Origin of the sequence: Bradyrhizobium sp. CB3481 (genome assembly GCF_029714305.1) — a bacterium.
In the GTDB taxonomy this organism is placed as follows: Bacteria; Pseudomonadota; Alphaproteobacteria; order Rhizobiales; family Xanthobacteraceae; genus Bradyrhizobium.
The window spans coordinates 5,731,260-5,757,302 of record NZ_CP121647.1; the positions used below are offsets into that span (position 1 = coordinate 5,731,260).

General features: G+C 56.9%; 24 protein-coding genes. 15 read left to right on the forward strand and 9 right to left on the reverse strand.

What is annotated here, in order from left to right; all coding sequences use genetic code 11:
• Positions 1 to 507 precede the first annotated feature (507 nt).
• Positions 508 to 900, reverse strand: a complete 393-nt coding sequence (locus QA643_RS27935) for an avidin/streptavidin family protein (protein WP_283028936.1) — start codon at positions 898 to 900, stop codon at positions 508 to 510.
• A 171-nt stretch (positions 901 to 1,071) separates the two neighbouring features.
• Entirely contained in the window at positions 1,072 to 2,052 is a 981-nt protein-coding gene (locus tag QA643_RS27940; protein ID WP_283028937.1) for an autoinducer binding domain-containing protein, read from the reverse strand.
• A gap of 411 nt (positions 2,053 to 2,463) precedes the next feature.
• On the opposite strand from QA643_RS27940, the gene QA643_RS27945 reads away from it, so the two are divergent.
• Positions 2,464 to 2,760 carry a helix-turn-helix domain-containing protein gene (locus QA643_RS27945; RefSeq protein ID WP_283028938.1) on the forward strand — a complete coding sequence of 99 codons (297 nt, stop codon included), beginning with the start codon at positions 2,464 to 2,466 and terminating at the stop codon, positions 2,758 to 2,760.
• Positions 2,761 to 2,833: 73 nt separating this feature from the next.
• Here the strand turns inward: QA643_RS27945 and QA643_RS27950 are convergent, their stop codons facing one another.
• Positions 2,834 to 3,058, reverse strand: coding sequence for a transposase (locus tag QA643_RS27950; RefSeq protein WP_283028939.1), 225 nt, complete (start codon positions 3,056 to 3,058; stop codon positions 2,834 to 2,836).
• A gap of 727 nt (positions 3,059 to 3,785) precedes the next feature.
• Here QA643_RS27950 and QA643_RS27955 point away from each other — a divergent pair.
• The gene (locus QA643_RS27955) at positions 3,786 to 4,877 is read left to right on the forward strand and encodes an IS5 family transposase (RefSeq protein ID WP_283028657.1); all 1,092 of its coding nucleotides are present in this window, start codon (positions 3,786 to 3,788) and stop codon (positions 4,875 to 4,877) included.
• The gene (locus QA643_RS27960) at positions 4,877 to 5,221 is read left to right on the forward strand and encodes a hypothetical protein (RefSeq protein WP_283028636.1); all 345 of its coding nucleotides are present in this window, start codon (positions 4,877 to 4,879) and stop codon (positions 5,219 to 5,221) included. Before QA643_RS27955 ends, QA643_RS27960 begins: the two co-directional genes overlap by 1 nt.
• 627 nt (positions 5,222 to 5,848) lie before the next feature.
• Here the strand turns inward: QA643_RS27960 and QA643_RS27965 are convergent.
• Positions 5,849 to 6,241 carry a helix-turn-helix transcriptional regulator gene (locus QA643_RS27965; RefSeq protein ID WP_349253238.1) on the reverse strand — a complete coding sequence of 131 codons (393 nt, stop codon included), beginning with the start codon at positions 6,239 to 6,241 and terminating at the stop codon, positions 5,849 to 5,851.
• A gap of 599 nt (positions 6,242 to 6,840) precedes the next feature.
• Here QA643_RS27965 and aepX point away from each other — a divergent pair.
• The 11 genes from aepX (at position 6,841) to QA643_RS28020 (ending at position 18,577) form a co-directional block, all read left to right on the forward strand.
• Positions 6,841 to 7,710, forward strand: coding sequence for a phosphoenolpyruvate mutase (aepX, locus tag QA643_RS27970; protein ID WP_283028940.1), 870 nt, complete (start codon positions 6,841 to 6,843; stop codon positions 7,708 to 7,710).
• A gap of 396 nt (positions 7,711 to 8,106) precedes the next feature.
• Positions 8,107 to 8,904, forward strand: a complete 798-nt coding sequence (locus QA643_RS27975) for a phosphocholine cytidylyltransferase family protein (RefSeq protein WP_283034956.1) — start codon at positions 8,107 to 8,109, stop codon at positions 8,902 to 8,904.
• Positions 8,905 to 9,637: 733 nt separating this feature from the next.
• Positions 9,638 to 9,871, forward strand: coding sequence for a hypothetical protein (locus QA643_RS27980; RefSeq protein ID WP_283028941.1), 234 nt, complete (start codon positions 9,638 to 9,640; stop codon positions 9,869 to 9,871).
• 1,066 nt (positions 9,872 to 10,937) lie between these two features.
• On the forward strand, positions 10,938 to 12,146 hold the full coding sequence (locus QA643_RS27985; RefSeq protein ID WP_283028942.1) for an aminotransferase class I/II-fold pyridoxal phosphate-dependent enzyme: 1,209 nt from the start codon (positions 10,938 to 10,940) through the stop codon (positions 12,144 to 12,146).
• A gap of 21 nt (positions 12,147 to 12,167) precedes the next feature.
• On the forward strand, positions 12,168 to 12,986 hold the full coding sequence (locus QA643_RS27990; RefSeq protein WP_283028943.1) for a phosphocholine cytidylyltransferase family protein: 819 nt from the start codon (positions 12,168 to 12,170) through the stop codon (positions 12,984 to 12,986).
• Positions 12,983 to 13,636: a CDP-alcohol phosphatidyltransferase family protein gene (locus QA643_RS27995; RefSeq protein WP_283028944.1), complete on the forward strand. Its 654-nt coding sequence runs from the start codon at positions 12,983 to 12,985 to the stop codon at positions 13,634 to 13,636. The genes QA643_RS27990 and QA643_RS27995 overlap by 4 nt, the downstream gene beginning before the upstream one ends.
• Before the next feature lie 20 nt (positions 13,637 to 13,656).
• Positions 13,657 to 14,805, forward strand: a complete 1,149-nt coding sequence (locus QA643_RS28000; RefSeq protein ID WP_283028945.1) for a PLP-dependent aminotransferase family protein — start codon at positions 13,657 to 13,659, stop codon at positions 14,803 to 14,805.
• Positions 14,806 to 14,841: 36 nt separating this feature from the next.
• Positions 14,842 to 15,378 carry a GNAT family N-acetyltransferase gene (locus QA643_RS28005; protein WP_283028946.1) on the forward strand — a complete coding sequence of 179 codons (537 nt, stop codon included), beginning with the start codon at positions 14,842 to 14,844 and terminating at the stop codon, positions 15,376 to 15,378.
• A gap of 49 nt (positions 15,379 to 15,427) precedes the next feature.
• Positions 15,428 to 16,300, forward strand: a complete 873-nt coding sequence (locus QA643_RS28010; protein ID WP_283028947.1) for a class I SAM-dependent methyltransferase — start codon at positions 15,428 to 15,430, stop codon at positions 16,298 to 16,300.
• 135 nt (positions 16,301 to 16,435) lie between these two features.
• On the forward strand, positions 16,436 to 17,476 hold the full coding sequence (locus QA643_RS28015; RefSeq protein ID WP_283028948.1) for a succinylglutamate desuccinylase/aspartoacylase family protein: 1,041 nt from the start codon (positions 16,436 to 16,438) through the stop codon (positions 17,474 to 17,476).
• 279 nt (positions 17,477 to 17,755) lie between these two features.
• Positions 17,756 to 18,577, forward strand: coding sequence for a class I SAM-dependent methyltransferase (locus tag QA643_RS28020; RefSeq protein WP_283028949.1), 822 nt, complete (start codon positions 17,756 to 17,758; stop codon positions 18,575 to 18,577).
• A 125-nt stretch (positions 18,578 to 18,702) separates the two neighbouring features.
• On the opposite strand, the gene QA643_RS28025 is transcribed toward QA643_RS28020, so the two are convergent.
• Positions 18,703 to 19,656, reverse strand: a complete 954-nt coding sequence (locus QA643_RS28025; RefSeq protein ID WP_283028950.1) for a hypothetical protein — start codon at positions 19,654 to 19,656, stop codon at positions 18,703 to 18,705.
• 613 nt (positions 19,657 to 20,269) lie between these two features.
• On the opposite strand from QA643_RS28025, the gene QA643_RS28030 reads away from it, so the two are divergent.
• Positions 20,270 to 20,488: a hypothetical protein gene (locus QA643_RS28030; RefSeq protein ID WP_283028951.1), complete on the forward strand. Its 219-nt coding sequence runs from the start codon at positions 20,270 to 20,272 to the stop codon at positions 20,486 to 20,488.
• A gap of 333 nt (positions 20,489 to 20,821) precedes the next feature.
• Here QA643_RS28030 and QA643_RS28035 read toward each other — a convergent pair whose 3' ends face one another.
• The 4 genes from QA643_RS28035 to QA643_RS28050 all read right to left on the reverse strand — a co-directional run bounded on the left by QA643_RS28035 (position 20,822) and on the right by QA643_RS28050 (position 25,825).
• On the reverse strand, positions 20,822 to 22,108 hold the full coding sequence (locus tag QA643_RS28035) for an extracellular solute-binding protein (RefSeq protein ID WP_283028952.1): 1,287 nt from the start codon (positions 22,106 to 22,108) through the stop codon (positions 20,822 to 20,824).
• Between the two features lie 186 nt (positions 22,109 to 22,294).
• Positions 22,295 to 22,684, reverse strand: a complete 390-nt coding sequence (locus tag QA643_RS28040) for a Rid family hydrolase (protein WP_283028953.1) — start codon at positions 22,682 to 22,684, stop codon at positions 22,295 to 22,297.
• Between the two features lie 122 nt (positions 22,685 to 22,806).
• Positions 22,807 to 24,285 carry an alkaline phosphatase family protein gene (locus tag QA643_RS28045; protein ID WP_283028954.1) on the reverse strand — a complete coding sequence of 493 codons (1,479 nt, stop codon included), beginning with the start codon at positions 24,283 to 24,285 and terminating at the stop codon, positions 22,807 to 22,809.
• Positions 24,286 to 24,289: 4 nt separating this feature from the next.
• Positions 24,290 to 25,825: an FAD-dependent oxidoreductase gene (locus QA643_RS28050; protein WP_349253239.1), complete on the reverse strand. Its 1,536-nt coding sequence runs from the start codon at positions 25,823 to 25,825 to the stop codon at positions 24,290 to 24,292.
• Positions 25,826 to 26,043: the final 218 nt, after the last annotated feature.

A 26,043-nucleotide genomic window follows, 5' to 3' on the forward strand; every position in this document is an offset into this window, starting at 1 on the left:
CTGGACATTGAAGCGAAAAGCAGCAGCGACGCTATTTTGCGTCAGCTATGAGTTGAACGGTCAGACCTAAATCGAAGTCGTTAATGGCGACTATCAGTCAACCGGAGAGAAGGTCGTCAACTTCATAAAGAAGTACTATGGTAATCCGAAACGGATCGACCACGTGGTCGCAACACAACGATGGCGATCACGCCGGAGGTTTGCAACAAGTTCTGGACGATTTTGCGGTCGGCGCGCTTTGGATGGTGCGACCTTTGGACCTATGCAGCAGAGCTTCTACCCCGGTTCAAGCGCTTCACAACAGTCGATGGATTGGAGAAAACCCTTAAGGAAGTTTACTCAAATCTCGCAAGCCTTGAAGACATTGCTATTCGCAAGAAGAGTCCAAGAACTACGAATGGAACGTGAACAAGGATCAGAAGATGGTCGGCATCGAAGACCTGAAACCTGGCCGCAATGCAGGTCTTAGTTACCCGGCAGAAGCAAGAAAGGACGCAACTCAGTTAGCTACCATACCCGTGTGAAGGTATCGGCACCCTTCAGTTTTTGCGGTTGGCCATTTCCGTCGACATAAAACAATGTCCAGGACGTGGGCATTTGAGAACCCTTGGTCCTCCCGACCCAGCGCGTGAAGGAATTGCATTGAGCAAATGTTACAACGAAATACAATCCGTTTGGTTTAACGGCGCCGGATGCAGGATATGGAATGCCCTGGCATTGGAAGCCCTGAGCATGATTCGTAAAAGTGCCTTTTATGCTCCGGTTGTTGGAGGACCATATAAACAACTCCGAGCCACGCTCATTCTTCCAATACGACGGAGCCGGTAGCCCCTGTGCCAAGACCTCGCCGGAGAGCGACAAGAGCTGAGCGATCAGGAAAAGTCCTAGAAAATTTTTCATGATGAGAACCCAAACAACAAGTTTCGCTAAAAGTAGTAGCAGATCTTTTACAGTGAGTCTCGTTCAGCTTGGTTATGCTAGACCTTTCGAACAGACTACAACACACAATGAGCGGCGCGACAAGCGCCAGGTCTCTTCCGCATCTCGCGCGAATTCGGAGGGTGTGAATCGTTAGAACAACAAACCGCGTCGCAAAGCCTCGGCGACGCAGTGGGCGATAGATGCTGCGCCGAGCTTGCGGCGGGCGTTCTCAAGATGAAACACGACAGTGCGCGGCCCAATCTGGACCAGCACCGCGATATCCGCGACCGTTTTTCCCTGCGCGGTCCATGCAAGGCATTGACGCTCGCGCTGAGTGAGTTCGCTTCCGGCAAGTTTACCGATAGAGGGTACGTCAGGTCTGACGGCGACATGAAAATGCAGCCCGGCGATCTGTACGAGGTCCTTCCAGTCGGCCCCGAGCCGCTCCGGGCGAACATCGCGGTCGTCCGTCGCCAGCGTGAAGGCAGCCATCCGTCCAAATCCGCCCCTGATCGGCACAGTGATGCCTGATTTAATGCCGAAGGTCGCCGCTTCATCGAAGAACAGGCGCTGCTCTCGGTTTCCGACTGGAGCTGAGCCCTCGCCTCCCCAACTGAACAAGGCGTGCTCGGCACGCGCGCGGCGCACCACAGGATCGAGTTGCTGGTATCCAAGCTGGAAGTACCGGCTGGTCCAGGATTTGGGATAGGACGAGATCAAGGTCGGCGTGTCGCCGGTCAGCCGCAGATAGGCAAAGCGCTGGAAGCCGAGGCTCTGCGTTAGCCGCGTTGCGACGCGCTCGAATTCAACCGCATTGCTTGCGGTTTGGATTGCATCGATGAATTCCTGAAAAATGCTTTCGACCGGGCTCATTTCGATTTCTACCCTCTTGAACGAAATATCCGTGCTTTCCAATGACGTCACCGCGCATTTGGCGAACAACCTGTCCGGCCTCGCGCGACCTCCCGACCTACAGATACGCCCGCGCGGCCGCGCAGGACGCGCACAGGAAGACCCTGCCCGTCCGCCAACGCACCTAGTTGGAAATGCCGTGCCCCCTATCCTTAAGCCGAACTCGTAATGTGCCGCCCCAGTATCGTTGGGAAGCAATAGGCCGGTGACAAACTTCAATTAATGTGATGGACCGTTCTGATTTAGCGATGGATTTATTCGCTCTGCAGGCCGTTGGGTGCCACTTACCGGCCATTACCTGATCAAGACGCGCGAAATCTTAAGCCCCCGATACGATATTGGCCGAGCCTGGAGCCAAAGGAATATGTCTGCACGCAACGTACAGAACGCGTCTTTATGCCGTCGCTGTATTCGTGACGGCTCGCTTTTGTCCGAATCGTACTAACCAATTTGATCTGCATTCTCAGAGGGCATTGTCCTATTTTTGATTCGCGCTAAGGGGAAATAGGAAAATGATGGAAACCCTGACATACGATGCTGCCGGATGTGCTTAGCTTAGCAACAGCGGTCAACAGTCGCTCAACCGAGAGCCATGCTTCCAGCGATTCATGTGGAAGATGACTTTCATCAATGGACAGCTTTCGGCAATTCCAGGCCAATGTACTTGGCATCACGGGGCCACAGTGGACGATCTTGATGGCCTTGGCACACACGGACAGAGAAAACGGTGTCCCGCCCCACGTGGTGTCAAAAATGATGGGCGTCGAACTCTTCATTCGTTACGACCCAATCAAAGATACTGGAGAAAAAGGCTTCCTGCGGCGCAACCCCTCCATAAGCGATGCTCCGGTCGTACAGATGTCGCTGACGGACAAGACTTACAAGCATCTCGCGATGCCTCGCAGCACAACAGGAAGCATTCAATGAATTCGTTTTTGTTGAATTCGGTGTTCGCGAATTGACCGAGTTCGCTAGCGGCAGGACCACTGGAGGAAAAATGTCAGGCCACGGGAAGGAAAGCGGTGAGCGTGAGCACCACCATCATGACGAACCGCACCACGAGCACGAGCGGCAGCCACCACGCAGGTACAAACTGCGGATCGTCAGCCATCGGCGGCGGCTGCCGGCGCGCTTGCCGGCGCCAAGTGAACACTTGTTGTGGGGTCAGCCCATGTCCCCGGGCAATCTCGGAAACGACCGCGCCCGGGACCAGCGTCTCCTCCACAATCCGTCGTCCTTGGAGAACCAACGACGGCGTCCCGTCTCCGTGATCACATCCAGCCGGCGCGCCGTCACGTCTGACTTAAGCGTATGGTCAAGCATAGACACAAGCCGATCCCTTCAAAGAGATCGTGAAACTCGCCTATCCCATGTGCCGCGAAAAGGTGGGAGCGGAACGACGCTTACGATTGAAGACCGATAGCGCGCGTTAAGCGCATCGGGCAATTACGACATAGGTCGGATATGCGGCAAGGCCGATAGCACCAACCGCGGCATTAGTTGATTTTAGATCAAAAAGACCGCGATCTAAAACGAGATCCGCTTTACTTGGCTTATCTGCGGCGAGAGCGGGACGCTTCTGCCATTGTGGGCGGCCACAGCATTCACGAGCGACCGAACCACTCACCCGGATTTGCACCGGTCGATGCTTCGCATCGCCAGGAGCGAGTCGAGATGTCGGGATGGTACTCGATGCCGAGCAGAGCAAAGAAGCCCTGAGTTTGCCGACTATCGAACGGGTGCTTTATTGATTTCCGTCAGCAGCTATGGAAGCTCTTGTGACTGTCCGCGCCTACCCCCCCAAAATCCGCACGGTGCTATCCCGACCTGCTCAATATGCGCCCTGGTCACCTATCAACCGTAACAATTGATCTAGCAGGCTGTTGAAAAAGGCGCTCGCCGCCGACCGGCGACCGTGATTCATTGGCTCCGACGAGATTCGGAGATGGTGCGTGCGCGGCGGCGACAATCGAACGGGCGAGCTGTTCAGCTACGTTGACCTGGAGGCGCGGGTGCGGCGTGATCATCCGCTACGAGCGATCCGGACGATTGTGAACGAGGCACTGTCGGCGCTGGAGCTCGAGTTTGCCCCGCTCTATTCGCCGATTGGGCGGCCGTCGATCCCGCCGGAGAAGCTGCTGCGGGCGATGCTGTTGCAGGCGTTTTATTCGATCCGCTCGGAGCGGCTTTTGATGGAGCGGCTGGAATACGACCTGTTGTTCCGCTGGTTCGTCGGAATCGGCGTCGACGACACGGTGTGGGACCATTCGGTGTTCTCGAAGAACCGCGACCGGCTGCTGGAAGGCGACATCGCGGCCAAGTTCCTGGCGGCGGTGCTGGCGCAGCCCAAGGTGAAGAGGCTTCTGTCGAGCGATCACTTCTCCGTCGACGGCACGCTGATCGAAGCCTGGGCCTCGATGAAGAGCGTCAAACCCAAGGACGGCTCGGGCGAGCCGCCAGCGCCGGGCGGCGGGCGCAATGCCGAGGCGGACTTCCACGGCCAGACACGCTCGAACGACACCCATGCTTCGACCACAGATCCGGACGCCAGGCTCTACCGCAAGGGCAAAGGCAAGGAGACGAAGCTGTGCTTCATCGGGCACGGGCTGATGGAGAACCGCCACGGCCTGCTGGTCGACGCCTGCCTGACGCAGGCCGACGGGCATGCCGAACGGGTGGCCGCGCTGCACATGATCGAGCCCTATGCCGACCGACCGACAGCGATCACGCTTGGCGCCGACAAAGCCTACGACGCAGAAGACTTCGTCAACGAGCTGCGCTCGATGAACGTGACGCCGCATGTTGCGCAGAACATCAGCGGCCGTAGCTCTACGATTGACGGACGGACGACCCGGCACGGCGGCTATGCCGTCAGCCAGCGCATCCGCAAGCGCATCGAGGAGGCATTCGGCTGGATCAAGACGGTCGCCGGGCAAGAGAAGACCAGGTTCCGTGGTCGTGAGCGCGTCGGATGGGCCTTTACCTTCGCTGCCACCGCCTACAATCTGGTGCGGCTGCCCAAGCTGATCGCGGAGACCGGCTGATGGCCAAGGTGCCCGGCTTCGCCAAGGCCTTTGCCGGCCGCTGGCGCATCGTCGAGATGGACGTCTGGGACAGCGACTTCCTCGATCTCGTCGAAGAGGCGCATCTCACCTTCCAGGGTAAATCCGATGGCGAAATCGCCTTTGGGGCTCTCAAGGGCTTCCTGGACGTGCGCTACGACACCCGCGACGGATCGGCCTGCGCCGAGTTCTCATGGGAAGGGCACGACGAGAATGATCCGTCCTGCGGTCGCGGATGGGCTATGATCGGCACTGCGGGCAGGCTCGTCGGCCACTTCTACATACACGATGGCGACGATTCAGCCTTCGTTTGCGAACGCGACTGAGTTCTTCAACAGCCTGCTAGATGACGACGGATGTCACATGTCGATTGAGCCGCGCAATTGCCCCGATCGACTTGCCTCGATCAAAGAACTGGCGGAGCCTCTTGAACGTCCGACCGGTCAAACGCACCTACACGGAATCGGCATGCAACCACAGTCTGTTCTCGCCAAACGCCCCGACCGATGCGCTGGCTCATCGCTTGCAGAAATGCTGCGCGATGGGATCTGCTCCAATCGCTGCGTCTCCTTCCTCATGGATGCTCACGATGCGCTCTCCGGCGCGATAGGCAGACGTGCGGAAAAGGGACGTCGGCGTCAGGCCTAGCAATTGCCTGCTGTCTTGGCTACCGAGATGCCAACCAAGCCTCATGGAGCCAACTCGCGCGGTCGTCGAGCGGTTCGTGGCCTCGAGCGAACGCCTGCTCGCGTCGACGGTGATGCCGCCTCGGCAATTCCACAATGTACCCTGCTGGCACGAGAACGCCAGTGCGACGCTGCTGGCGTCGCGCACGAAGGCGGTTGTCGGCCATGGTCGAGCGAGCTAGTCGTCAAGACTCGTATGATGCGATCCCCACAGCACTCCCAGGACTTGAGGTCGCCTCGCGAAAGCTCCAGTCGTGGTACCCGAGCTCACCTCGGTGCGAATGCTGCTCGCTCCGAACATGTTCCACTACTTTTGCGGATCTGGAACGAGACCGAGACGGCCTTGAGGATACCCTGGACGCGGGTCCTCACGCCGATCTTTTGCCGGGCATTCTTAATATGAAAATTGATCGTATGCTCACTGATGCGCAGTTCCTTCCCGATCGACCAAGACGATCTCCCCTCTGCCGCAAACCGCAAGCATTCCGTTTCGCGCTCGGATAACTTAACGTCATCTTCGGGGCACAGCGATGGATCGGCACTCATGTTTTGAGGACAAATGCTTGATAGAGGGCGGCCGATCGATTTGTGTCCCCTTAGCGTCGACGCATTGCGACATACGTCGGAAACGCAACGTCCCGTTTGCTGCATCTGGTACATTGGTTGATATCGATCAAGAAAGGCGCGGCCTAGAACGGACTCCGTTTTGCTCTCTTCATCTGCGGCGACAGCGCGGTAGGTAACTGAACAGCATCCGCAGCGCTCACGGGGAGATCAAAGCCCCTTATCGCGATACGTCCTGGAAGATGCGTCGCACAGTCATGAGCAACTCGCGAACTCGAATTGTCTGTACTCGTCCGGTGACGTCTTCAGCGGGCGGATACGATCGTCTCGACGCTGACCAGAGCAAAGGCTGCTGGTTCGTAGGATTTCCGGTTGCCGAATGGATGCGCCTCTTTGATTTTCTGCCATCCAGATCCACCGTCCTATGATTGTTAGGCTTAACCCCGCAGCATAGCTGCTAGCCAACAATTTGCGGCTCGGTCAACTGCCAAGTCTAGTCATTGATCTAAATGGCAGACGCATGTCACCTATCGATTGAGCCGAGCGAATGCCCGGTCGACTTGCCTCGATCAAGAACTGGCGGAGCAAGCCCTGAATGTCCGGCCGGTCAAACGCACCTACAAGGAAGCGCCATGCAATCACAGTCTGTTCTCGCCAACCGCCGCGATCGATGTGCTGGCTCGTCATCGGCAGAAATGCTGCGCGGTGAGATCTGCTCCAATCGCGACCTCGCCTTCCTCATGGAAGCTCACGATGCGCTCTCCGGCGCGATCGCCAAGCGCGCAGGATTTAAAGGTCTATGGGCATCGGGTCTATCAATCGCCTGCTCTCTTGGGTACCGAGATGCCAACGAAGCATCATGGACCCAACTCGTCGACGCGGTCGAGCGGATCGTCGACTCGACCAAACTGCCCGTGCTCGTTGACGGTGATGGCGGCTTCGGAAATTTCAACAATGCACGCCTGCTGGCACGGAAACTCCGCGAGCGCGGCGCTGCCGGCCTCGCGCTTGAGGACAGCTGTTTTCCGAAGATGAACTCGCTCGTTGGGGATCGGCATCCGCTCGCCGATATAGATGAATTCTCCGGACGTCTGCAGGCAGTGAAGGATACAGTGGCGGAAGACTTGGTCCTCGTGGCTCGGATCGAAGCCCTGATCGCCGGCCATGGAATGGACGAAGCATTGTTACGCGCTAGCGCTTACGCCGCGGCGGGAGCCGACGCGATCCTCATTCACTCGCGTAAGAGCACGGCGGATGAGATACTCTCGTTCGCGAGTTCCTGGCAGAATCGTCTACCGGTCGTGATCGTTCCAACGAAATACTACCGAACGCCGGCCTCGGAATACCGTAACGCTGGCATCTCCACCGTGATCTGGGCCAATCACTCCATGCGAGCTGCGATCGCGGCAATGCGGCACGTCTGCGGCCGCATTATCGCTGAGGAAGGCATTGCCGGCATTGAGCCAGATGTCGCCACGCTCGACGAGGTCTTCGATTTGTTGAGATACGACGAACTCGCCAGCGCGGAAGCGCGATACCTGCACTCTCCTCACCTACGGCAATAGGTTCTCATCCACACAACTCAATACTCAGTCTGACTGGCTTACCATGCGCGGTCGTTCCCTGTTGTCAGGCTCTCCACTGCAAGCTCGAAAGGAGCATTCGTGTGCCCTCGTTACATGGAGGTATCGTCAAAACACGCAACAGCCCCTACGCAGCCGCACTGTGCAACCCTGCCGGAACTTGGCTCGCGGACCGACGAACAGCCACGAGCTCATTCTCGTTCGGAGAACGACTGGCGAGGACCATCATTGGTCTCCTTCGAGTCGTGGAATCGCATTTCCATGAATTCCGGCAGACTTCACGCGCTATAACAGCCATAAACGACGGAGGCTGCTCGACCAAGGCTTCAACGCGCGGGAATGAAGGCTCGATACACCGTGGCGATTAAGCCGAATGAAATGGCCAACGTTCCCAAGAAAGCCGTCATTCTCGCGGCCGGTCTGGGCTCCCGTCTCCGTCCGCTGACCGATCTACGCCCGAAGCCGCTGGTCAAGGTCAACGGAACTCCGATCCTTCACAACGCTCTGCGCAACCTAGAGTCCGTCGGCGTCGAGGAGGTGACGATCGTCGTTGGTTACCGGAAGGACGCCATTCAATATGCCTGTGGCAGCCGCTTTGGCGAGCTTGAAATCAAGTATGTCGAGTCGACCGTCTTCGACCGTACGGGCAGCGCCTATTCCCTATGGCTGGCGCGGGACGCGCTTCTTTCCGGAGACTGCTTTCTTCTCGAGGGCGACGTTTTCTTCGAGGAGGATGCGTTGCGCTACCTGTTGTTCGGAGAGGCGACCGATGTGGCTGCAGTCGTCCCCTTCAATGCATTGATGCAAGGGTCGGCGGTTCTATTGTCGGATCGCGGCTTCATCTCAGGTTTCCGCATGAAGCACACCTCAGCAAAGCTTACCGCGGATGGTCCAAGACTATTCAAGACGCTGAACCTGCTACGGTTCTCGGCGATGACCCTCAGGGCAATGATCGTTCCAGCTCTTGATGATATCATCGGCTCCGGAGCTACGCAGGCCTGTACCGAGGAGCTTTTCGCCTATCTGGTGGAAAGGCGTGGCCTACAGCTCGCCACGGCGCGTTGCGACGATCTCAGGTGGTACGAAATCGACAGCACCGAAGATTTGCGCATCGCGGAGCGCATCTTCGCAAGGGCGAAAGACTTCGGCGTGCCGAATGAGCTGCGGAATAGGTGACGTTCCAATGGTTGAATTCCTTTGGGACCAGGCGAACGCCATAACAACCGCAGGTGTTATTTTCGTGCTTACTTGTCGATCTCTCTAAGCCCTTGAGCTGGCTCGGTGCAAATGATGCGCGATGCGGAGCTTAGAGGCATACTCTATCTTGCCTGCTCGAGCCTGATGTTCGTTACAATGTCTTCGCTCATCAAGAGCGTCACGCTCACAATCCCGCCCTCGGAGGTTTCCGTTCGGCGTAGCGTGTTGTCGATCCCATTTTTTTACTTATTCTGCCGAGAAGCCGCACATCCAATCTGCGATTCTTCTTGACCAAGGCGTATTTTGGTAGATCTCTCTGCGGACACGCGAATTCTGCAATATTCGTTCTTTGCACATCAAAACTTCCATTAGCTGCTGTTTCCGCTATCTTTTACACGTCCCCTATCTGGTCATTGCTATTATCCGCATTCATCTTGAAGGAGCGGCAAGGCGTCACGCCAATCATCGGGCTGACCTTTGGCTTCCTGGGCATGCTTGCCATAGTCCAACCGAGCGTCAGCAACATGACGGTTTGGATTGTCGTCGGCCTAGTTGGCGCGGCCCTCGCCAGTGGGTCGGCGATGATGGTCAAACGCATCTCTGGCATGGAGACGCCTGAGCGGATAGCGCTAGGTTTCTTGCTCTGGAGCTCTGCAATGGCCTGCCCCTGGCACTTCCTCGAAGGATATGGCCAGCGCCAGGCGTCTGGCCTTTGCTGTTCCTTATCGGTGCTTTGGGGATGCTGGTGCAGGTCGCCCTGACGAGGGCTTACGCTCTGGCGCGTCTGGGCCGCGGCGCTCAAGTCGACTTTATCAACTTACCGGCAAGTCTGACAATTGGTTGGGCGTGGTTTGCCGAATTTCCCACACCGCTGATGTGGCTTGGTGTTGGTCTTATTTTATTGGGCTCCTCTATTGCTCTGGCAGAGAGACGATTTGGTAGTTGAATATCAGCGGAGGTCCGCTCAAGAGAAACTCCAACAACAACCGCCAGTTAGCCAGAACCGACTGGCTGAATAGCAACTAACACTCAATGGCCCCCCCTACCATAAAACAGGCTACGCTAGCGTGGTGCGCGCGAGCGCAGCGTGTCTAGAGATCGTCGCCGAGGCACTTCAATAGATAGGGCACCAGTTGCCCCGTTCACTGGATTGTTTGGCCTCGAATTTCCAGACCTTTTTTGAGCGCACAAAAAATGCAGATCGGGCGGCTCATTGTTTGGATCAAGACACATAAACACTCCCCACGCGCCTGATTGTCGCGTCGACATCATCCGACCGTGCCTATCTCTTCTTCAGCACAGTACGTCTAGATCTGCTGCATCCTGGAGCCGCCCCGACGAAACGCCTGATTGGACCTGAAAGCGTCGCGACGCTCAAGCCACGTCGCGGTGGCACCTTCGGACCGGATTTCCAATTGGAGAAAACAGGCCAACCGTCAACGACGGACCTTCGTGGGCTATCGCAAAATGGCTCGCGCAACGCATGACCCAATTTCCCTAGAACGCTCTTAGCAGCCGAGGGGTTCAGAAACCAAGAATCTTAGGGATTAGAGCTCGGCGCGGAGCCTCGAGAACGCGCAAATGATTGCAAATCATCGAACTCGAAGCAGCGCGATGAACTCAGGGCGCATGGGCTTTTTAGCATCAACGATCGAACATCTTGTTGTTGCGACGGCTTAGCCACGGTTGCCGCTCCAATCGCGTAGCCATTGGCAACAATTTGCGCTGCGGTCAACTACCAACGTTAGCAATTGATCTAGACGACAGAAGCGTGTCACTCATTGATTGATGAACGTCGGGTTAGTCTCAACTCACCTGCAGGTGTTCGTGATGCAACATCAACCACAATCTACTTGCCAAGGGCCCTGATCGACGCGCTGACACATCGTTCGCAGAAGCGCTGCGCTCATCCGCAAGTGATCTGGGCTGCATTGTCGGCAAGGAGATCGCCTGCCGACCAAGCAGTTCGGATCAATTTCCCAAACTCGATAATCAGCTCGGGAGCAGCGCACATGTTGGCTCAACGGATGTCTTTGCTTTCAGGTTCGGGCACTGGCGCCGCCCGTGAGGCGGCTAAGGCAGCTGCCGCGACTGGCCGTAAGATCATCGATCTAGCGGCCGGCGAAGTCATCGTTGAGCCACCATCATCGATACGGGAAGGAGCAATTGCCGCCATCAATGCCGGAACGAACCGCTATACCGATTCTATCGGCCTGAGGCCGCTTCGCAAGGGCATTGCCGAAAAGCTGTCGGCGGAAACAGGAATCGGCTGGAATACGGATGACATTGTTGTCACTGCGGGCGCAAAGCAGGGATTGCTCGACGCTGCCTTGGCGGTACTCAATCCGGGTGATGAGGCTATTGTCATCAGCCCCTGCTGGCCGACATTCGCATCCCAAGTTCTGCTCGCCGGCGCAAAGCCCGTCTTCGTTAATGCCAGACCCCCGACTTATATTCCCGATATCACCGCAATCCGCGCCGCTGTCACACCGCGCACGAAGGCTATCATCATAAACTCGCCGAACAATCCTACCGGCGCAGTTTATGATCGAGCGACTCTTCAAGATATCGGCGATCTCGCAATCAACTATCAACTCTGGATCATTTCCGACGAATGCTACTCCAGTTTCGTTTTCACCGGTGCGCGCCATGAATCGATCGTTATGGCGCATCCCGGCGTACGTTCGCGGACGATCCTGGTCAATGCCTTTTCCAAGGAGCTAGCGATCACCGGTTGGCGCCTAGGTTATTTCGCAGCTCCTCCGGAGATCGTTTCCGCAGCCAAGAAGCTGCAGAGTCATACGACCTCGAATGCCAATGTGGTCGCGCAGCACGCGGTCCTACACCACCTTCAAGTCAATGACGGCAGCTTTGAACGAGAACTGCATCAACGCCTGATCGTGGCTCGCAACGCTGGTCTTCGCATTCTCTCTGGTCTGCACGACGTGGCTACGCCGTGCGTAAAAGGCTCATTCTTCTACTATCTCGATCTGAGTAGACTTATCTCCGCTCTGCCGGCTGCAAGTCCCGTGCGATCCGCGGACGATATTGCGCGATTGCTCCTGGAGGAAGCCGATGTGGGGTCGGTTGCCGGTAGCACCTTTGGCGACGTAAACGGCCTGCGTCTCTGCTTTGGCGTTCCGCTCGACCTGCTGGAATCCGGGCTAAAACGCGTCCTCAAGACTCTGAACAGCCTGAAGACCAGGCAAGCGGCAGTCTGAACCTCACCAGGAGATTTTGAAATGCTCAATGGTACACGGGCCGTGATCCTCGCTGCAGGAATGGGCTCAAGACTGCGCCCCTACACGGAATTCGTTCCGAAACCCTTGGTAGGGGTGAACGGAATCCCGATGCTGCACAACGCGCTGCATCAGCTCTCCGAGCTCGGGATTGGCGAAGCAACAATCGTTGTAGGCTACCGCAAGGAAGCCATCGAACAGTCCTGCGGTCACCGGTTCGAGAATGTCGATATCAAATATGTCCACAATCCCATTTTCGATCGGACCGGTAGCGCCTATTCGCTATGGCTAGCCCGACATAGAATGCTTGCTGGCGACACCATCTTTCTCGAAGGCGATGTGTTCTTCGAGCGCGAAGTCCTAGACAGGACCCTTCGATCCATCTCACCGACAAAGCAGAGCGTGGCGGCTGTTGCGGCGTTCAACGTATCAATGAGCGGCTCGGCGGTCGAGCTTGCAGAGGACGGTTCTGTGGCCACCTTCATCATGAATCAGACGCCCGTCAACGCGCAAGCTCGGGGCCTTTTCAAGACGATCAACCTGACGCGCTTTTCGGCAAACGCGTTGCGCAAACAGCTGGTGCCGGCACTGCACCGGGCTGTGGAGAGCGGGCACCATAAGGCCTATGTCGAGCAGATCCTCGCGCCTCTTGTCGAGACTCGAGAGCTGCAGCTTTCGGCCGCGGATTGCAGCGATACCCGCTGGTTCGAGATTGATAACGAAGATGATCTGCGCTTGGCGGAGGAGATTTTTGCACTTCCGACGGGCGGCGCACATCGCACGGCAACTTCCATCTCGCTGCCAGCAGGAGCAAGGCGATGATCTGGTATCTGCGTGACTACGCGAATGCCATCACGGCCCTCGCCTATCTGTTTGCCGTTATCGGCCTGTTCCTGGCCCTCAACGGCAAGATCGAGCTCGGCGTCGCAGCAATGCTTTGGACCTGGTTTCTGGACCATTGGGACGGACATGTGGCGCGCAAGACGAGCCACCTTCGTCGTCCGGGTGCCACAGAGTTCGGAAAATGCTTCGATGGCTTTGCCGACTTCGTCCATGGCGTCGTTTTCCCAGCTGCGGTCGTCATTCTGGTGGGCCACGGCTCAGTGCTGTCGCTGGTCGCGGGCTTGCTTCTGGTTTTGGCAGGTGCGATCCGGCTCAGCCATTTCGAGAGTGTTGGCCTTACTGCTGACGTCCGGTTCACAGGAATCCCAGTTTCCTACGACACTCCACTCATCGCGATATTGATCCTCGTACGCCCGTTTGTTCCATGCACAGCATTTCCCGACATGGTCGCCATCGCGTTTATCGTATTGGCAGTTCTTCACGTGAACACGGCGATCAAGGTTCCACCAATTCGCGGGAGAGCGATACCAGTCGCGACAGGCTTTGCCGTCATCGCTTCAATCGCCTTGGCCCTGCTCATCGAGCCCGCTCTATCGCGCCAAGGACTGCAACTAAACTGCCACCAATAGTTGCCCTGGAGGAATTGATCATGGATGCGATAGCGCTCTCAAACCTCAGCACAAAAGAGACTGCAGATAGAGCGATCTCCCCTGACGGTGTGATCCGGCTCGCACTGAATCATCCGCCTCCGGTTCCTGATGTCTTTAATCCGATAGTGTCTGAGGCCCTGAACCGCGTTCTGGCCAAGAGTCCGCCGGCCGAACTAATGGCGACCCATCGCTGGATGGGGACCGAAGAGGACAGACAGCAAGGTGCGGTTTTTGTGGCGCGGCGCCTTGGCGAAATCCCAGATCCCGATCGAGTAATTGTTACCCACAGCACTCAAACAGCAATTCACATGCTTCTTCCAAGTATCGCTGGCAACGGGCGGACGCTTGCTGTCGAACAGTTGAGCTATCCGCCAGTTCGGTCATTCGCAGGCCGCTATGGCATCCGGGTCGTAGACGTCCCAATCGACGGGGATGGAATCAATCCCGATGCATTTGAACAGGTTTGTCGACGAGAGAGAGTTGCCGCCCTATATCTGCTGTCGACATTTCAGAATCCGACCACGGCCACAATGTCCATCGTCCGGAGGAAAGAGATTGCTGCGATCGCACGCCGGCACCAAGTCCAACTTATTGAAGATGATGTTTATAGCTTACTGGCCGCGTCACCGCTTCCACCCATCTCAGCTTTCGTGCCGGAGCTTTCCTGGTATTTGCTCGGAACGGCAAAGAGCTTTTCAGCGGGTCTAAAGCTGGCATTCGTCGTCGCGCCGAATGGCACTGAAGCCGCGCGGGCTTTCTGGCCCGGCGTTCGGGCAACATACTGGATGGCGTCCCCCGTGAGCGCAGCTCTTATGGCTGAACTGATTTCGAGTGGCGAGGACCTAAAAATACTTGCCGCCGTAAAAGTCGAACTCGCGGCGCGTCATCAGCTTGTCGTAAGCGGGCTCAGGGGGACGCCGCTCGCCAGTGACCCAGGTTGCCTTCACGTTTGGATACCGCTGAAAGGCGTATCAAGCAGCGGGATCGCCGCTGAAATTCTTGAGCACGGTGTTCAGGTTGCAATCAGTGCCTCCTATGCCCGTGACGGCTGGATACCACCAGAAGGAATCAGAATTGGCATCGGGAACCCTGAGACGCGCTCGGTCCTAGAACAAGCGATTTCGAGAATTCGCCGCGCCCTCTCCTAGTGGTGCAATGAACATCGCAACCATGGAGAGAAGAAAATGATGTTAGAACCGATAGCCGGCGTCTTTCAGGACAGAGTGGCTAATTTGGAGGTAGAGGTTCGGCTCATCTCTTTGGAAGATGGCGAGGAATTGAGGCGAAGTGTACTCCGGCCAGGAGAAAAGAACTGGCGCTTCCCGTTTTCCCCAACGTCTGACTTCTTTCATATGGGGGCCTTTTACGCCAACCGGCTGGTTTCGGTCGTCTCGTTTTTGATAGAGTCATCAGACAACGCCTTCGTGGGACGCGGTGAAAGCTGGCGGCTTCGCGGCATGGCCACCAAGCCCGAAATGCAGAACCGCGGTGTTGGTGGGCAGTTGCTCGAACAAGGATTCGCCGAAGTCAACAGGCGGAAAGGTGCCTCTGTGTGGTGCTATGCCAGAACGTCTGCCGCCCGGTTCTATCAAGATCATGGATTCCAACCCTATGGAGAGATCTTCGACATTCCTGGGGCTGGTCTACATGCTCTTCACATCAAGCAACTTGAACCGATCGCGCTCAGTGACAAGGTTTGCCCTAAATCGCGGAGCGCATGAATTCGTTGAGGCGGTCGTTATGCCTGTTTTCCTTTCGTGCGTCCCTTTGATGCAGGCAGATATCTACAATGGGGTTCGAGAGATGACGCAAGTTTCGACAGGAATCAGTGAAGAGTTTCCAAATTGGGCGATCTATACCGGCGCGGCGGGTCGCTACCAGGCCACGAGACCGGACTATCCGAATGCTGCCGCGAACTGGATGTTGGAAGCACTTCCGCCTTCACGGGAGCCCAGGCTCGCCATTGATGTCGGCTGCGGCACAGGCATATTCACCCGCCGCATCGCTGGCGCTCTCCGGGAAGCTGATAGAATATTGGGGATCGAACCGAATGATGATATGCGGCATCAGGCGATCCGCGCATCGGCATTGTATCCGAATATCGAATTTGTAGCTGGTTGTTCTGAAGCCCTGCCAGTTAGCAATAACGCGGCTGTTCTGGCTAGCGCCGCATCAGCAGCCCATTGGTTCGACCTGCCAAAGTTTTATGACGAAGTCGCGAGAGTGCTGTCCTCCGACGGTGTCATTGCAATAGTGCAAAACAAACGGCGCTGGTGGGACAGCCCATTCCTCGACGCTTATGAGGAGTTTCACGAGGAGTTTGTACCAGGCTATCGTAGGGGTACGTTTCCTGATCGGTTTGGCGGCTTTGTGGAAGAGACATTTGCAACCGATCTCGCGCGACACAGCGATTTCCAGGGCGTTCGCCAAGCGTCCTGGAAGTGGAACAGGACTCTTTCGAAATCAGAATTTGAATCGTTGAGCCTCTCTACCAGTCACACAAGGAGAGCTCTTGCGAACAGCGGTGAAGGCGCGGTTTTGAAGGCATTGCGCGATATTCTCGACCTCTTTGGCAGCACTGACGGTTGGCTAGATGTTCCATATGTCACCGAGATCACGTTGGCGAAGCGCTTGCCTTATTGATCACGGAATGCGCTCCGATTCATGCTGAGAGGCTACACGTCGGGGCCGCTGATTGCGACAGGGTCCATTGGTGCCTGGCAAGAGCCTTTGTCTGACCCTTACGCGGAGCTTAAACTTCAGTCCGGAGGGTCACTAATGAGCCAGAAAAGTCGAATTAGCACAGATATTGATTTTGAGGTTGATGGCATAGCACACGGGTACCTGCACGTGCCCCATTCGACGACGGAGTCTGCCTACGGCTGGATTCCAGTGCCAATCACTGTGGTCAAGAATGGCGATGGTCCAAGTGTTCTTCTGATGGCAGGCAATCACGGCGACGAATATGAGGGGCAAGTTTTGCTCATGAATCTTCTGCGCAATGTCTCTCCTCGACAGGTTTGCGGGCGGCTCATCATTCTACCAGGCGTTAATGCACCCGCGGTAATGGCTGGTCAGAGGGTCTCGCCAATCGATGGAGGAAACCTCAACCGTCTCTTTCCTGGAAATGCAGACGGTACGCCGACCCAGATGATTGCTCACTACATAGATACTGTCCTGCTACCAATGGTTCGTTACTGCTTTGATTTCCACTCTGGGGGCTATTCTTTGGAGTACATCCCCGCCGCCCACCTTGTCGCACCAGCGGAGCCAGCGCTTCGGAAAGAAGCTCTCGGGTTCCTCGAAGCATTCGCGATGCCCAACAGCATTTTAATTGAGGGCCTTACGGGAGATGAACAGCTTTTGCTTGGATCCTGTCGGAAGCATAGTGTGTGCCATATGTCGACGGAGTTAGGTGGCGCAGCGGCCTTTTCGGTTGAGGCCTATAGAGCCGCTGAACGCGGCCTGCCCCGCTTGTTGCGCCATGCCGGCGTCCTCGTAGGCGACGATAGCGGCGAGCCCGCACCACCAACGCAATTCTATCTTAGGCAACCTGCACACGATTTGCTCTATGCGACGGAAGCTGGTGTCTTCGAGGCATTTGCTAAGCTTGGTGATGCAGTAAAGGAAGGAGATATAGCAGGGCGGATTCATTTCCCGGAAGTGCCCTGGCGTGTTCCTGAAACGATCACCTTCGAAAAAGGAGGCACGATTCTCGCCCGGCGTGCTCCGGCCAAAACGAAAATAGGTGACTGTGTGTTCGCGCTTGGCACCCCACGTGACGGTTCCCTCGGCCAAGGACGTGACGAGCAGCCTTAATTCGCGCGGCCGATGGGATGCCGTTTCAAACCTATTTGGTTTCTGGTTCCTCCCATGCCCGAGAGTGCCTCTTGCTAACGTAGAGCGCGTTGCCCTTCTTGATCACATGAATGCTCGAATGATCAAACGCATCCCGCAGAAACTCCGGGCAATCACTGGTGACATTCCGTCTCAGGCTCATCTCCAAACCACATTTAATGAGGCCGATCGGGAACAGGCGTTCAGCGAACGAAGAGTGCCCCTCGAAAGGTTGCACGCCCGCATCTGGAGAGTAATAGAATGGACTCGGAACACACCGCACGAGAGTGCAGGCCTTGGAGCAATTTCGACGGACTGGGACACCTTTACCACTTCCGCCCGGAATACCCGCCACGCGTTGCAAAACAACTCCGGAGTATGTTGTCCAGCTCTGTCGGCGGAAACATTATCGAAGTGGGAGCTGGAACAGGACTCTTTACCCGAAGCTTGGCAGCTGTTTTCGGTTCTAGCTTCAGGGTGCTCGCACTTGAACCGAACGACGATATGCGACGGCACGCCGAAACTTCCACGCCTGGTCAAATGCCGATCACCTATGCAAATGGCGTCGCCGAGAGCCTTCCGGCCGAGGACGCCTCAGTCCAACTGATCGCAGCCGCCAGCGCTATCCACCGATTTGATCGCCCTCTCTTTTTTCAAGAGGTCCGCCGCGTTCTTCAAAAGAACGGCGTGCTCGCGCTCATTCAATATCAGCCGTATGACAGGGGAAGCTCTTTCGCGGATCGTTTTTTGTCGATCATCGAGAGAGCCCTTCCGAGCTACGACCGTCACCGGAGCTCCAAGCCTGAGGGGGGCTACTTCGAGTTTGACATTTTAGCTGATTTACAGGCCGAGGGTGCCCTGGAGGATGTCCGGCGCGATACGTTTCTCTTTAGTGAAATCATCGATTGGGAAAGGTTCAAAAACCAAGCGCTCTCCTTCACAACCATCCAAAAGGCAATTGGCAACAAGGGCAAGAAAGCAATCTTATCAGAGCTCAGCGAGCTCTTTGATCGCTCGCAAAGCGCAGAGAAATGCGTCGACATGCCCTTCGAAGTTGAAGTTATTACTGCGCGGCGGGTGTAGCCATTTCGCGAAAGTACGCTCATCGGATGTGGCGCAGACGAGATTCACAGCACACCCAGTTCGGGCGCACTGCTTCTTGGAGGAAGCGCTAAAGAAATGACAAACGACCTGCGGCTAGGGATTCTCTATAAACGAGCTCTGACAATTTCAGTGCCCTCAACCAGCGAGCGAATTTTCCCAAAAGCCAATGCTCTTGGCAGGAACCACATGCCACAGTCGGAGGAAGGGTGCAGCCGTTCGGCAGGAACAACATTTAAAGCATCGTCGATCCGACGCGCGATGTGCTCCGGCCTTTCAATCTCTTTGCAGGCAAGATCTAGTAGTCCAAGCACAATATGCTTTTGGCCGCAGTAACGCAACAAAGAAGGCTCGTGCTTCGGTTGTTCATACTCCAAACTTATCGCTGTGATTGGGCACTCCGAAAGAATCTCCAGGGCTTCGGGATAAGTCGGGCTCTTACTCTTCTCTTGGTGAACTAGCGCATAACCGTAGCAGACATGCGTCGTTACGGGAACAGAGATGCCTTGAACAAGCTCCTCCAAGGCTTTCATTCCATATTTGCGAGCGGTGCTTAGACTACCATGAAAATGAGGCTCATCCACCTGAAGGAGGTCAGCTCCAGCGGCTTGCAATGCCTTCATTTCTTGGTTGAGAGCTCGTGCAAGTTCATACAACAACGTTTCCTCGTCGTTATAGAAATGATCACTTACTTGCTGTGCGAGCGTCAACGGTCCAACGACGGTGACCTTCACCGGCCGTGTTGTGTGAAGTTTGGCAAACTGAAGTTCATCAACGGTGACCGAGCTGGTCCACTTGATTTCTGAAATTATCCGGGGTTTGATGGCGGAATGTGAAAGATATTCGTTGATCTCGGGCGCATCGGCACGTTCTGAAGAGATTTCGATTGGCGATGCTAGTTTGCGGACAGGAATTGTGTTGTCGATCCCGCTTAACGAAGAAAGGAAGTGCCGGTCGTAAGCAGCACGTTGTGCTTCCCCATCGGTGACTAAATCCAATCCGGCTCTTTCCTGCTCGTAAAGTGCCAGCAGCGCTGCGTCGCGCTTGGCCTCTGCCAGCACCTCTGGCTCAGGACGCCACCAACTACCGTCCAAGGCCCGCATTTTTGGGTGACGGGCTAACCAATGCGGCTTTGTGTAGCTGCCCACGATTTGGGTCGTCAGGGGATGAAGTGGCATTGGTGTCCAAGGCTCTGTTCAAAAGGCATATAAGCTGGTTGATATTCTGAGCTGGGTTCTATTGAGCATTCCGAGCCGCAGAGGGCAATCCTCTGCGGCTCTTACCGAATCGTGAGGACTAGAAGAACGGGATTGCTACGGGCAAATGACAAATATCGAATAATTCGATCTTGCCACCCGGATAATGCGATTACTCGCAGCTCCAGTTTCGATAATGAGCTAGTTTAAGAGAGGAAGCGCTGTTTCCGATGCGATGCGCTCCTTCGATCCCGAACAAACGAGGGCTGGGCGGCAATTCATCTCGTCATCCTTAGTTGGTTCAGCCGCCATCGCGCTGCTCTGGAAAACATCTGCCCTCGAAGGCGGTCAAGTAAGGAGATCTCAGGCCTTACTCAGGCGCAATTTGATTTTTGGGAAAGGGCTGGCTGCCCCTATGCCGTTGCTGACCGTCACCTCCTAGCCGGATGCGCTCCCCATCTGACATCGCGGGATGAACTTGACGAGCGACGATCTCGTGCTCGGCACGCGCGACGACCGTCAGTATCTTGCCTTCCGGCAGCGGCAACCCGCAAATGCTGCTGATTTCTTTGCGAAAAGCAATCGGCGGCGAGGGCTTGAAGCGCTTGGACGGTTTTTTGGACGGGTCGCCGCAAAAGGCAAGGAGAAAGTGACTGAGCCAAGGCGCGAGCCGTGGCAGATGGCGTACGGCGCATGATAAGCGACCCGCTGGATCGAGGAGAGCCGGCATGTTGTGCCAGAGCCCCGACCAAGATAGCCGGATCACCAGAGTTGAGCTGAGCCACCGCCGTGAGTTGATTTATTCACCTCCGGTTAGCCCGGCTCGATCATCGTAACGTTGTGACCGCGGCGCCTCAGCTCGAATCGTGAACGCCCTGACGAACCCTCGTCGATGTCGCCGATATGCATTGACCTTGGCTATTGTGTCCTTTTGGCGGCCACGAGCGCGCCGACAGCTTCGGGTCCCAGCGAAACGCCCCGCACGTGTTCCCTGAACACGCGAGGAAAGGCGTTACCGGCGACGGATTGGCTAGGGGAGCAGGTCCCTCACGTCCTTCGACATTGCGGCGAGTGTCTTATCGACATCAGTTTGTCTGATGGCCACATCGCGGAGATGGTTGCGAAGGAGTTCGAAAATTCGCGCCGCGTTGTTGCCGGGGAACGTGTACCAGCCGGTCACCCGTGGCAGCGCTTCGATGGCGGCTCGCTGGTTCGGGTGTTCGCGATAGAACTCACCTAGATACGCCGGCTCACGGATGGCGATCATATTGACCGGAGTGGTGCCGGTCATTTTCGCCAGCAAAGTCTGCATCTGCGGGTTACTCAAGAACTTCATGTATTCCCAAGCGATTTTCTGCTTTTGCGGATCACGGGTTAACATCATCATAGCGCGTCCGCCGATGGGAATTCGCCCTCTGTCGGACAAGAGAGGCCAGCGCATGGTTTGGATTTCGAAGCGCCCCTTGGCTTCTTCTTCGAATGGTGCGAGCTGGGTGTTCGCCTGGGTGATAATACCGATTTGACCGGCTGTGAACGCTTGGAAGGCCTGGTCCTGGGTCATGTCGACCATGCCGGTCTGACCGAAGTGGCGGATGATGTCGAGCGCACGCCGGCCTTCCGGTCCGTCAAAGGTGATGGCGCGGTCGTCCTCGCTCATCAGCCGGCCGCCCTGGCTGGTGATCATTGCCTGGAAGGTCCAATTGCCGCTGCCGTTGTAGTCGAAGAAGCCCCCGATGATCTTGTCGTCGAGGTCATGGATCTTGCCTGCTAGGGCGAGAATGCCATCCCAGTCATTTGGAAGGTGATCGGGATCTCCGCCCGCGCGGCGCACCAAGTCCTTGTTGAAGAAGAGCGTCGGAGTAGCACTCTCAAACGGCAAGGCGTAGACCTTGTCTGCTAATTTGCAGGCATCCATCGAAGCGGCGGTCAAGCCCAAGGAATTCCAGTCCGTTTCGCTATCGATGAAATCGTTCAAAGGAATCGCCAGCTTGCGGCGCATTAAGATGGCAATTTGATCGTAGCTCTGTAGTGAGATGTCTTGGATCTCTCCAGCGACCGCCAATCGAAGCGTGCGCGCCAAATGTTCGCGATGGGTCGCGACCGGAGTCATGTAAATGACGCTCACGCCTGGGTGATCGTGCTCAAATCGCCGGCCAGCCTCTTCGAGAAAGGCTTTGTAGTTGGTGTTCGAAAACGAAACGGTCAGAACCTTGGGATTGCCTGCGCCGGTCGGGAGTGACGTCAGGCTAAGAGCAACCGCTAGGCCGGCAATGAACACGCTGGAGATAACCAGCCAGGAAGCGATTGGATTTTTCATCGCTTGATCACCTCTCTTCTTGATCGTCGCCCAGGAAGGGCGCAGCTACAGTTTTGCTGATGGTTCGAAATCGCCAACAACTGCTTTGATGGGCGAGTGGCAAGGCGCTTGCGCGATGGTGGCCGTGCTGCTGAAGTTCGATGCCCTGCAGCGCCGACGGGTCCAACGCCGATTGATAAAATCCGCTTACTTATCGACTGAATTGGGATCGTCCCTGATGGCCAGGAGCATAATTTCGACGAGTGTTTCACCGAAAAGTTGCGCGCCTACGCAAGTTCGCTGAGGCCAATGGCGCGAATCTTCGCCGATCCAGGTGCACCAAGCTTCGTCGAATGCCGATTTGTGGTTGAGGTCTGACAGGTAGACCGTCGCGGAAAGTATTCGCTTCTTGTTGCTGCCAAGTTGCGCCAGAAGATGATCAAGCTTTGAGAAAATGTCGGCGGATTGTTCCGAAATGCTCGGGGGTTTTCGATCCGGGATGGTGGCCACCCAAACGAAATCACCATACGCCGTCCCTGCGTTCCTGCCGGTTGCCTTTCCACGAAGCCGTTCGATTCCAGATGCTTGCTCAGACATGAGAGACTTCCATTGTACAGTTTATGGACATCGGCACTGCGATGCCTCCGCGCTTCGTCGATGTCGATGATCAGTTTAAGATAACTGTCGACCTGGACGGTGTTGACAGGGACGTCACCGTCTCAGTTTTCGGCCATTCCGCTTTCAACGTAGCTGGTGTCGCCTACCGTCACTCGTCGAAGAACCTGCTTATAGCTGCCCAGTCGCGCCTCGAAGATTTCTCCGCGGACGGAGAGCTCCGGAGGCGATGCAGGCCGTAGCAGCTCGTCAAGCACCCGTCCGCCCATAGTCTTCGGCGCGTCAATGCCAAGCAGATGAAGGATGGTCGGTGCCACATCGCAAATCCCCGAGGATAAAGTAGACGCAGATCCAACGTCCGGAAAAGCCGATCCTCCCACTATGCCCACCGCTGCCAGTTCCTTCGGATGCAGCCCGCCGTGAAGGCCTAGACCGGGAGCGCGATCATTGTCATAGAAGGTACCGCCTACGAGGCCGAAGGGGTCGACCGTATCGTCGGCGCGGAAGGAAAAGGCGACGTCCGGCGCACGCACATGATCCGCAAAAACGAGGTTGTTTGAGAGGCTCCCGGGCGCGATCCCGTTGATTTCGTCCTTCCCACTCGTGAACACTGGTCCGCACCATGGCTCAGACGTAATGGTCGCAACCAACCGGGTAATCTTCGCCTCATTTGGATCGGCCAAATAGAGCGCTCCGACCTGGCCTGGCACAAGCACCACCTCACCATCGGGAGCAGGCGCGTCGCTGGGATTGAAGCCACCTGCGCGCAGACTATCGGCCACCGACACGCGCGTATGGCCGGTGATATGGCCGTGGTCCGAGATCGCGAAAATCTGAACGCCGGCCTGCCTTCCCTCCGCTTCCCACCAGTCGAGCACACGGCCGAACTGTCGATCGCAATGGGTGATAATTGAACGCGTCGCCTCCGCGCCTGTACCATGGAAATGCGAGGTGACGTCCGGCTCTCCGTACGAAAGGATCGTGATATCAGGCCGGTATTGCGGCCAAACAACGTCCAGGAAAGCAGAAGTAATCCAGTGTTGCCCAACGTGGTCTGGCTCGTTCTTCGGAGGCGTCGGAGGCAGGGGACCGATTTGCGCCTCGATGGCGGCGAGCACATCGTCCGGGGTGCATGCCTCGCGAAAATGACCGGACAGGCGAACGTGGCCGAAGTCCTCTGCCTTATGGTGGAAGAGCCGAGTTGTACCAGGAGTGTTGGTTGCAAGCACGGCGAGGCTACGGCCGGCCGCCGCCATGATCTCGCCGAGCGACGGAGCCGAATAGAGACGGCCACCGCTTTCGAGATCGAGGCGACGCAATAACACGGCGTCGGAGGTATCGATGAAGCGCGGCGCAGTGACAGAGCGGTCAAGGTATTTATTACCGACCATGCCGTGACAGCCCGTGGTTGCGCCCGTGACGAGGCTTGGAAAGGCCGAGCGCGTCTCGCTCGGATAGACCGTACGATGGTTGGCGAGCGTCACCCCGACGGTTTTCAGGCGGCAGAGGTTGGGCATCAGTTCAGGACTGACGAGATCGGGGCGCAGGCCGTCGAAGCTGACGATGAGGAAGCGGAAAGACATGGGGTCAAGCTCTTCGAGCCATTTTGGCGATCAGCCGCCGACGGTTCAGCCCGGGCGCGACTGGCCGCAGTCGGCCGAGGAAGGAAAAGCGCTGTGGCGAATAAGGCGCGAGCTCGAAGGGTGGTGGGCGATTGTCGATGAGATCTGCGACAGCGCGGGCAGTATTGGGCGACGACGCTACCCCGATGTGCCCATGGCCGAATGCATGGATGACGTTTGAAAGCCGGCTGGCCCGCCCGATAACCGGCAGATAATCCGGAGTTGACGGTCGCGAGCCCATCCAGAAGCGGAATCCGTTGGGATTGCGGGTAAGCCGATAGGCTCCGATGGTGAAACTTTTGAGAACCTCCGCATGCCGCCAATCGGCGGGTTCGTTCACGTGGGAGAATTCGACGTGTCCAGTAATCCTGAGACCAAAGCGCGACGGCGTGGTGGTCATCCGACCATCCATCAGCAACACACGGCTCGTGGGCAACGGATCCATGTCGGAGATCTCAACGTGGTAGCCCCGCTCCGCTTCGAGACTGACCCGGTCGCCCGCCGCCGCCGCCAGCGCCTTGGAGTGGATGCCGGCCGAGATCACCACTTCATCGCAGACCACGTTGCCGGCGTCTGTCACGACAGCGGCGGCGCGGTCGCCCTCGGAACGGAAGCCAAGCGCCCGAGCTCGCTTGACCTCGACTCCGAGGCTTACGGCGCGCCGCACCAGCGCGGCGACATAAAGACCCGGCTTGACGCAGTTATAGCCGTCGAGAACAACGCCGAAATTATAGCGTGGATCGAGCGTCGGTTCGCGACGGCGGATCTCCTCGGTGCTGAGTTCGGTCCAGGTGCAGCCGGTCAGGCGGCGCAGGTGCCAGGCCATTCCCTCTGCCTCGAAATCGGCACGGCTGCGATAGACTTGGAGCTGACCTTTGCGTTCTATCAAGTCCGATACGCCGGCCTCGGCCGCCAATTCGTCGTGGCGTAAATGGCAATCGGCCACGAGGGGGTGAAGCGCTCGGGCGGTCTTTTCGACCTTTTGAACCGAGAAGCCGGCAACGAGAAAGCGGATGAGCCAAGGCGCGAGCCGGGGCAGATGGCGCCAGCGGATGGTGAGCGGGCCAATCGGATTGAGGAGATACCCTGGCAGTTTGCGCCAGAGCCCCGGCAGCGAGTGCGGGACTACCAGGCTCGGACTGAGCCAGCCGCCGTTGCCGTAACTTGCGGCGTGCTCACCGCCTGGTTGGCCGGGCTCGATGATCGTAACCCTGTGCCCGCGGCGTGCCAATTCGAGCGCCGTGACGGCGCCAACGATACCTGCGCCAATGATGGCGATGTGTTTGGTGTTTGCCATATGTTGCTTGTGATGGTGATGGCTATATTCGTTGCTGCAATGCGTAAGGCAGGCCGGCGATGGTGGCCCGTAATGGAAAAGCAAGGTGCTCAGCTTTGCCGTTTCGCGAGCCAAAGCCTCGATCTCTGCCCAATCGCCTGCTTGAATAGCGGCGACAGGCTTGACCCGATTCGGGCCAATGCAGGCGACGCAGGGTAGCGACAAGTATTCTCTTGCATTTTCGCGCGTGATCACTCCCGACGGGCAGAATGAGAGCCGCGGTATTGCGGCGCTGATTGAATTGAGTGCAGGAACACCGCCGGACGCCTCCTCCGCGAAGTTTCAGCGTGTCCTCCCCCTTCTCCAGCAACGCCATCGCCTCGCTCATCGTGGAAGCACCCAGAAGGAACGGTAGTTCCTCGGCCTTGCAAGCTGAGATCAAC

Excerpts from the sequence above, each read along its gene's own strand:
- QA643_RS27985 (WP_283028942.1), top strand. The coding sequence starts at position 10,938 with ATGTTGGCTCAACGGATGTCTTTGCTTTCAGGTTCGGGCACTGGCGCC.
- QA643_RS28005 (WP_283028946.1), top strand. The coding sequence starts at position 14,842 with ATGATGTTAGAACCGATAGCCGGCGTCTTTCAGGACAGAGTGGCTAAT.
- QA643_RS28045 (WP_283028954.1), bottom strand. The coding sequence starts at position 24,285 with ATGTCTTTCCGCTTCCTCATCGTCAGCTTCGACGGCCTGCGCCCCGAT.
- QA643_RS27935 (WP_283028936.1), bottom strand. The coding sequence starts at position 900 with ATGAAAAATTTTCTAGGACTTTTCCTGATCGCTCAGCTCTTGTCGCTC.
- QA643_RS27965 (WP_349253238.1), bottom strand. The coding sequence starts at position 6,241 with ATGTACCAGATGCAGCAAACGGGACGTTGCGTTTCCGACGTATGTCGC.
- QA643_RS27960 (WP_283028636.1), top strand. The coding sequence starts at position 4,877 with ATGGCCAAGGTGCCCGGCTTCGCCAAGGCCTTTGCCGGCCGCTGGCGC.
- QA643_RS27995 (WP_283028944.1), top strand. The coding sequence starts at position 12,983 with ATGATCTGGTATCTGCGTGACTACGCGAATGCCATCACGGCCCTCGCC.
- QA643_RS28035 (WP_283028952.1), bottom strand. The coding sequence starts at position 22,108 with ATGAAAAATCCAATCGCTTCCTGGCTGGTTATCTCCAGCGTGTTCATT.
- QA643_RS28040 (WP_283028953.1), bottom strand. The coding sequence starts at position 22,684 with ATGTCTGAGCAAGCATCTGGAATCGAACGGCTTCGTGGAAAGGCAACC.
- QA643_RS28020 (WP_283028949.1), top strand. The coding sequence starts at position 17,756 with ATGGACTCGGAACACACCGCACGAGAGTGCAGGCCTTGGAGCAATTTC.
- aepX (WP_283028940.1), top strand. The coding sequence starts at position 6,841 with ATGCTGCGCGGTGAGATCTGCTCCAATCGCGACCTCGCCTTCCTCATG.
- QA643_RS27975 (WP_283034956.1), top strand. The coding sequence starts at position 8,107 with ATGGCCAACGTTCCCAAGAAAGCCGTCATTCTCGCGGCCGGTCTGGGC.
- QA643_RS28010 (WP_283028947.1), top strand. The coding sequence starts at position 15,428 with ATGCAGGCAGATATCTACAATGGGGTTCGAGAGATGACGCAAGTTTCG.
- QA643_RS27990 (WP_283028943.1), top strand. The coding sequence starts at position 12,168 with ATGCTCAATGGTACACGGGCCGTGATCCTCGCTGCAGGAATGGGCTCA.
- QA643_RS28000 (WP_283028945.1), top strand. The coding sequence starts at position 13,657 with ATGGATGCGATAGCGCTCTCAAACCTCAGCACAAAAGAGACTGCAGAT.
- QA643_RS28015 (WP_283028948.1), top strand. The coding sequence starts at position 16,436 with ATGAGCCAGAAAAGTCGAATTAGCACAGATATTGATTTTGAGGTTGAT.
- QA643_RS27945 (WP_283028938.1), top strand. The coding sequence starts at position 2,464 with ATGGACAGCTTTCGGCAATTCCAGGCCAATGTACTTGGCATCACGGGG.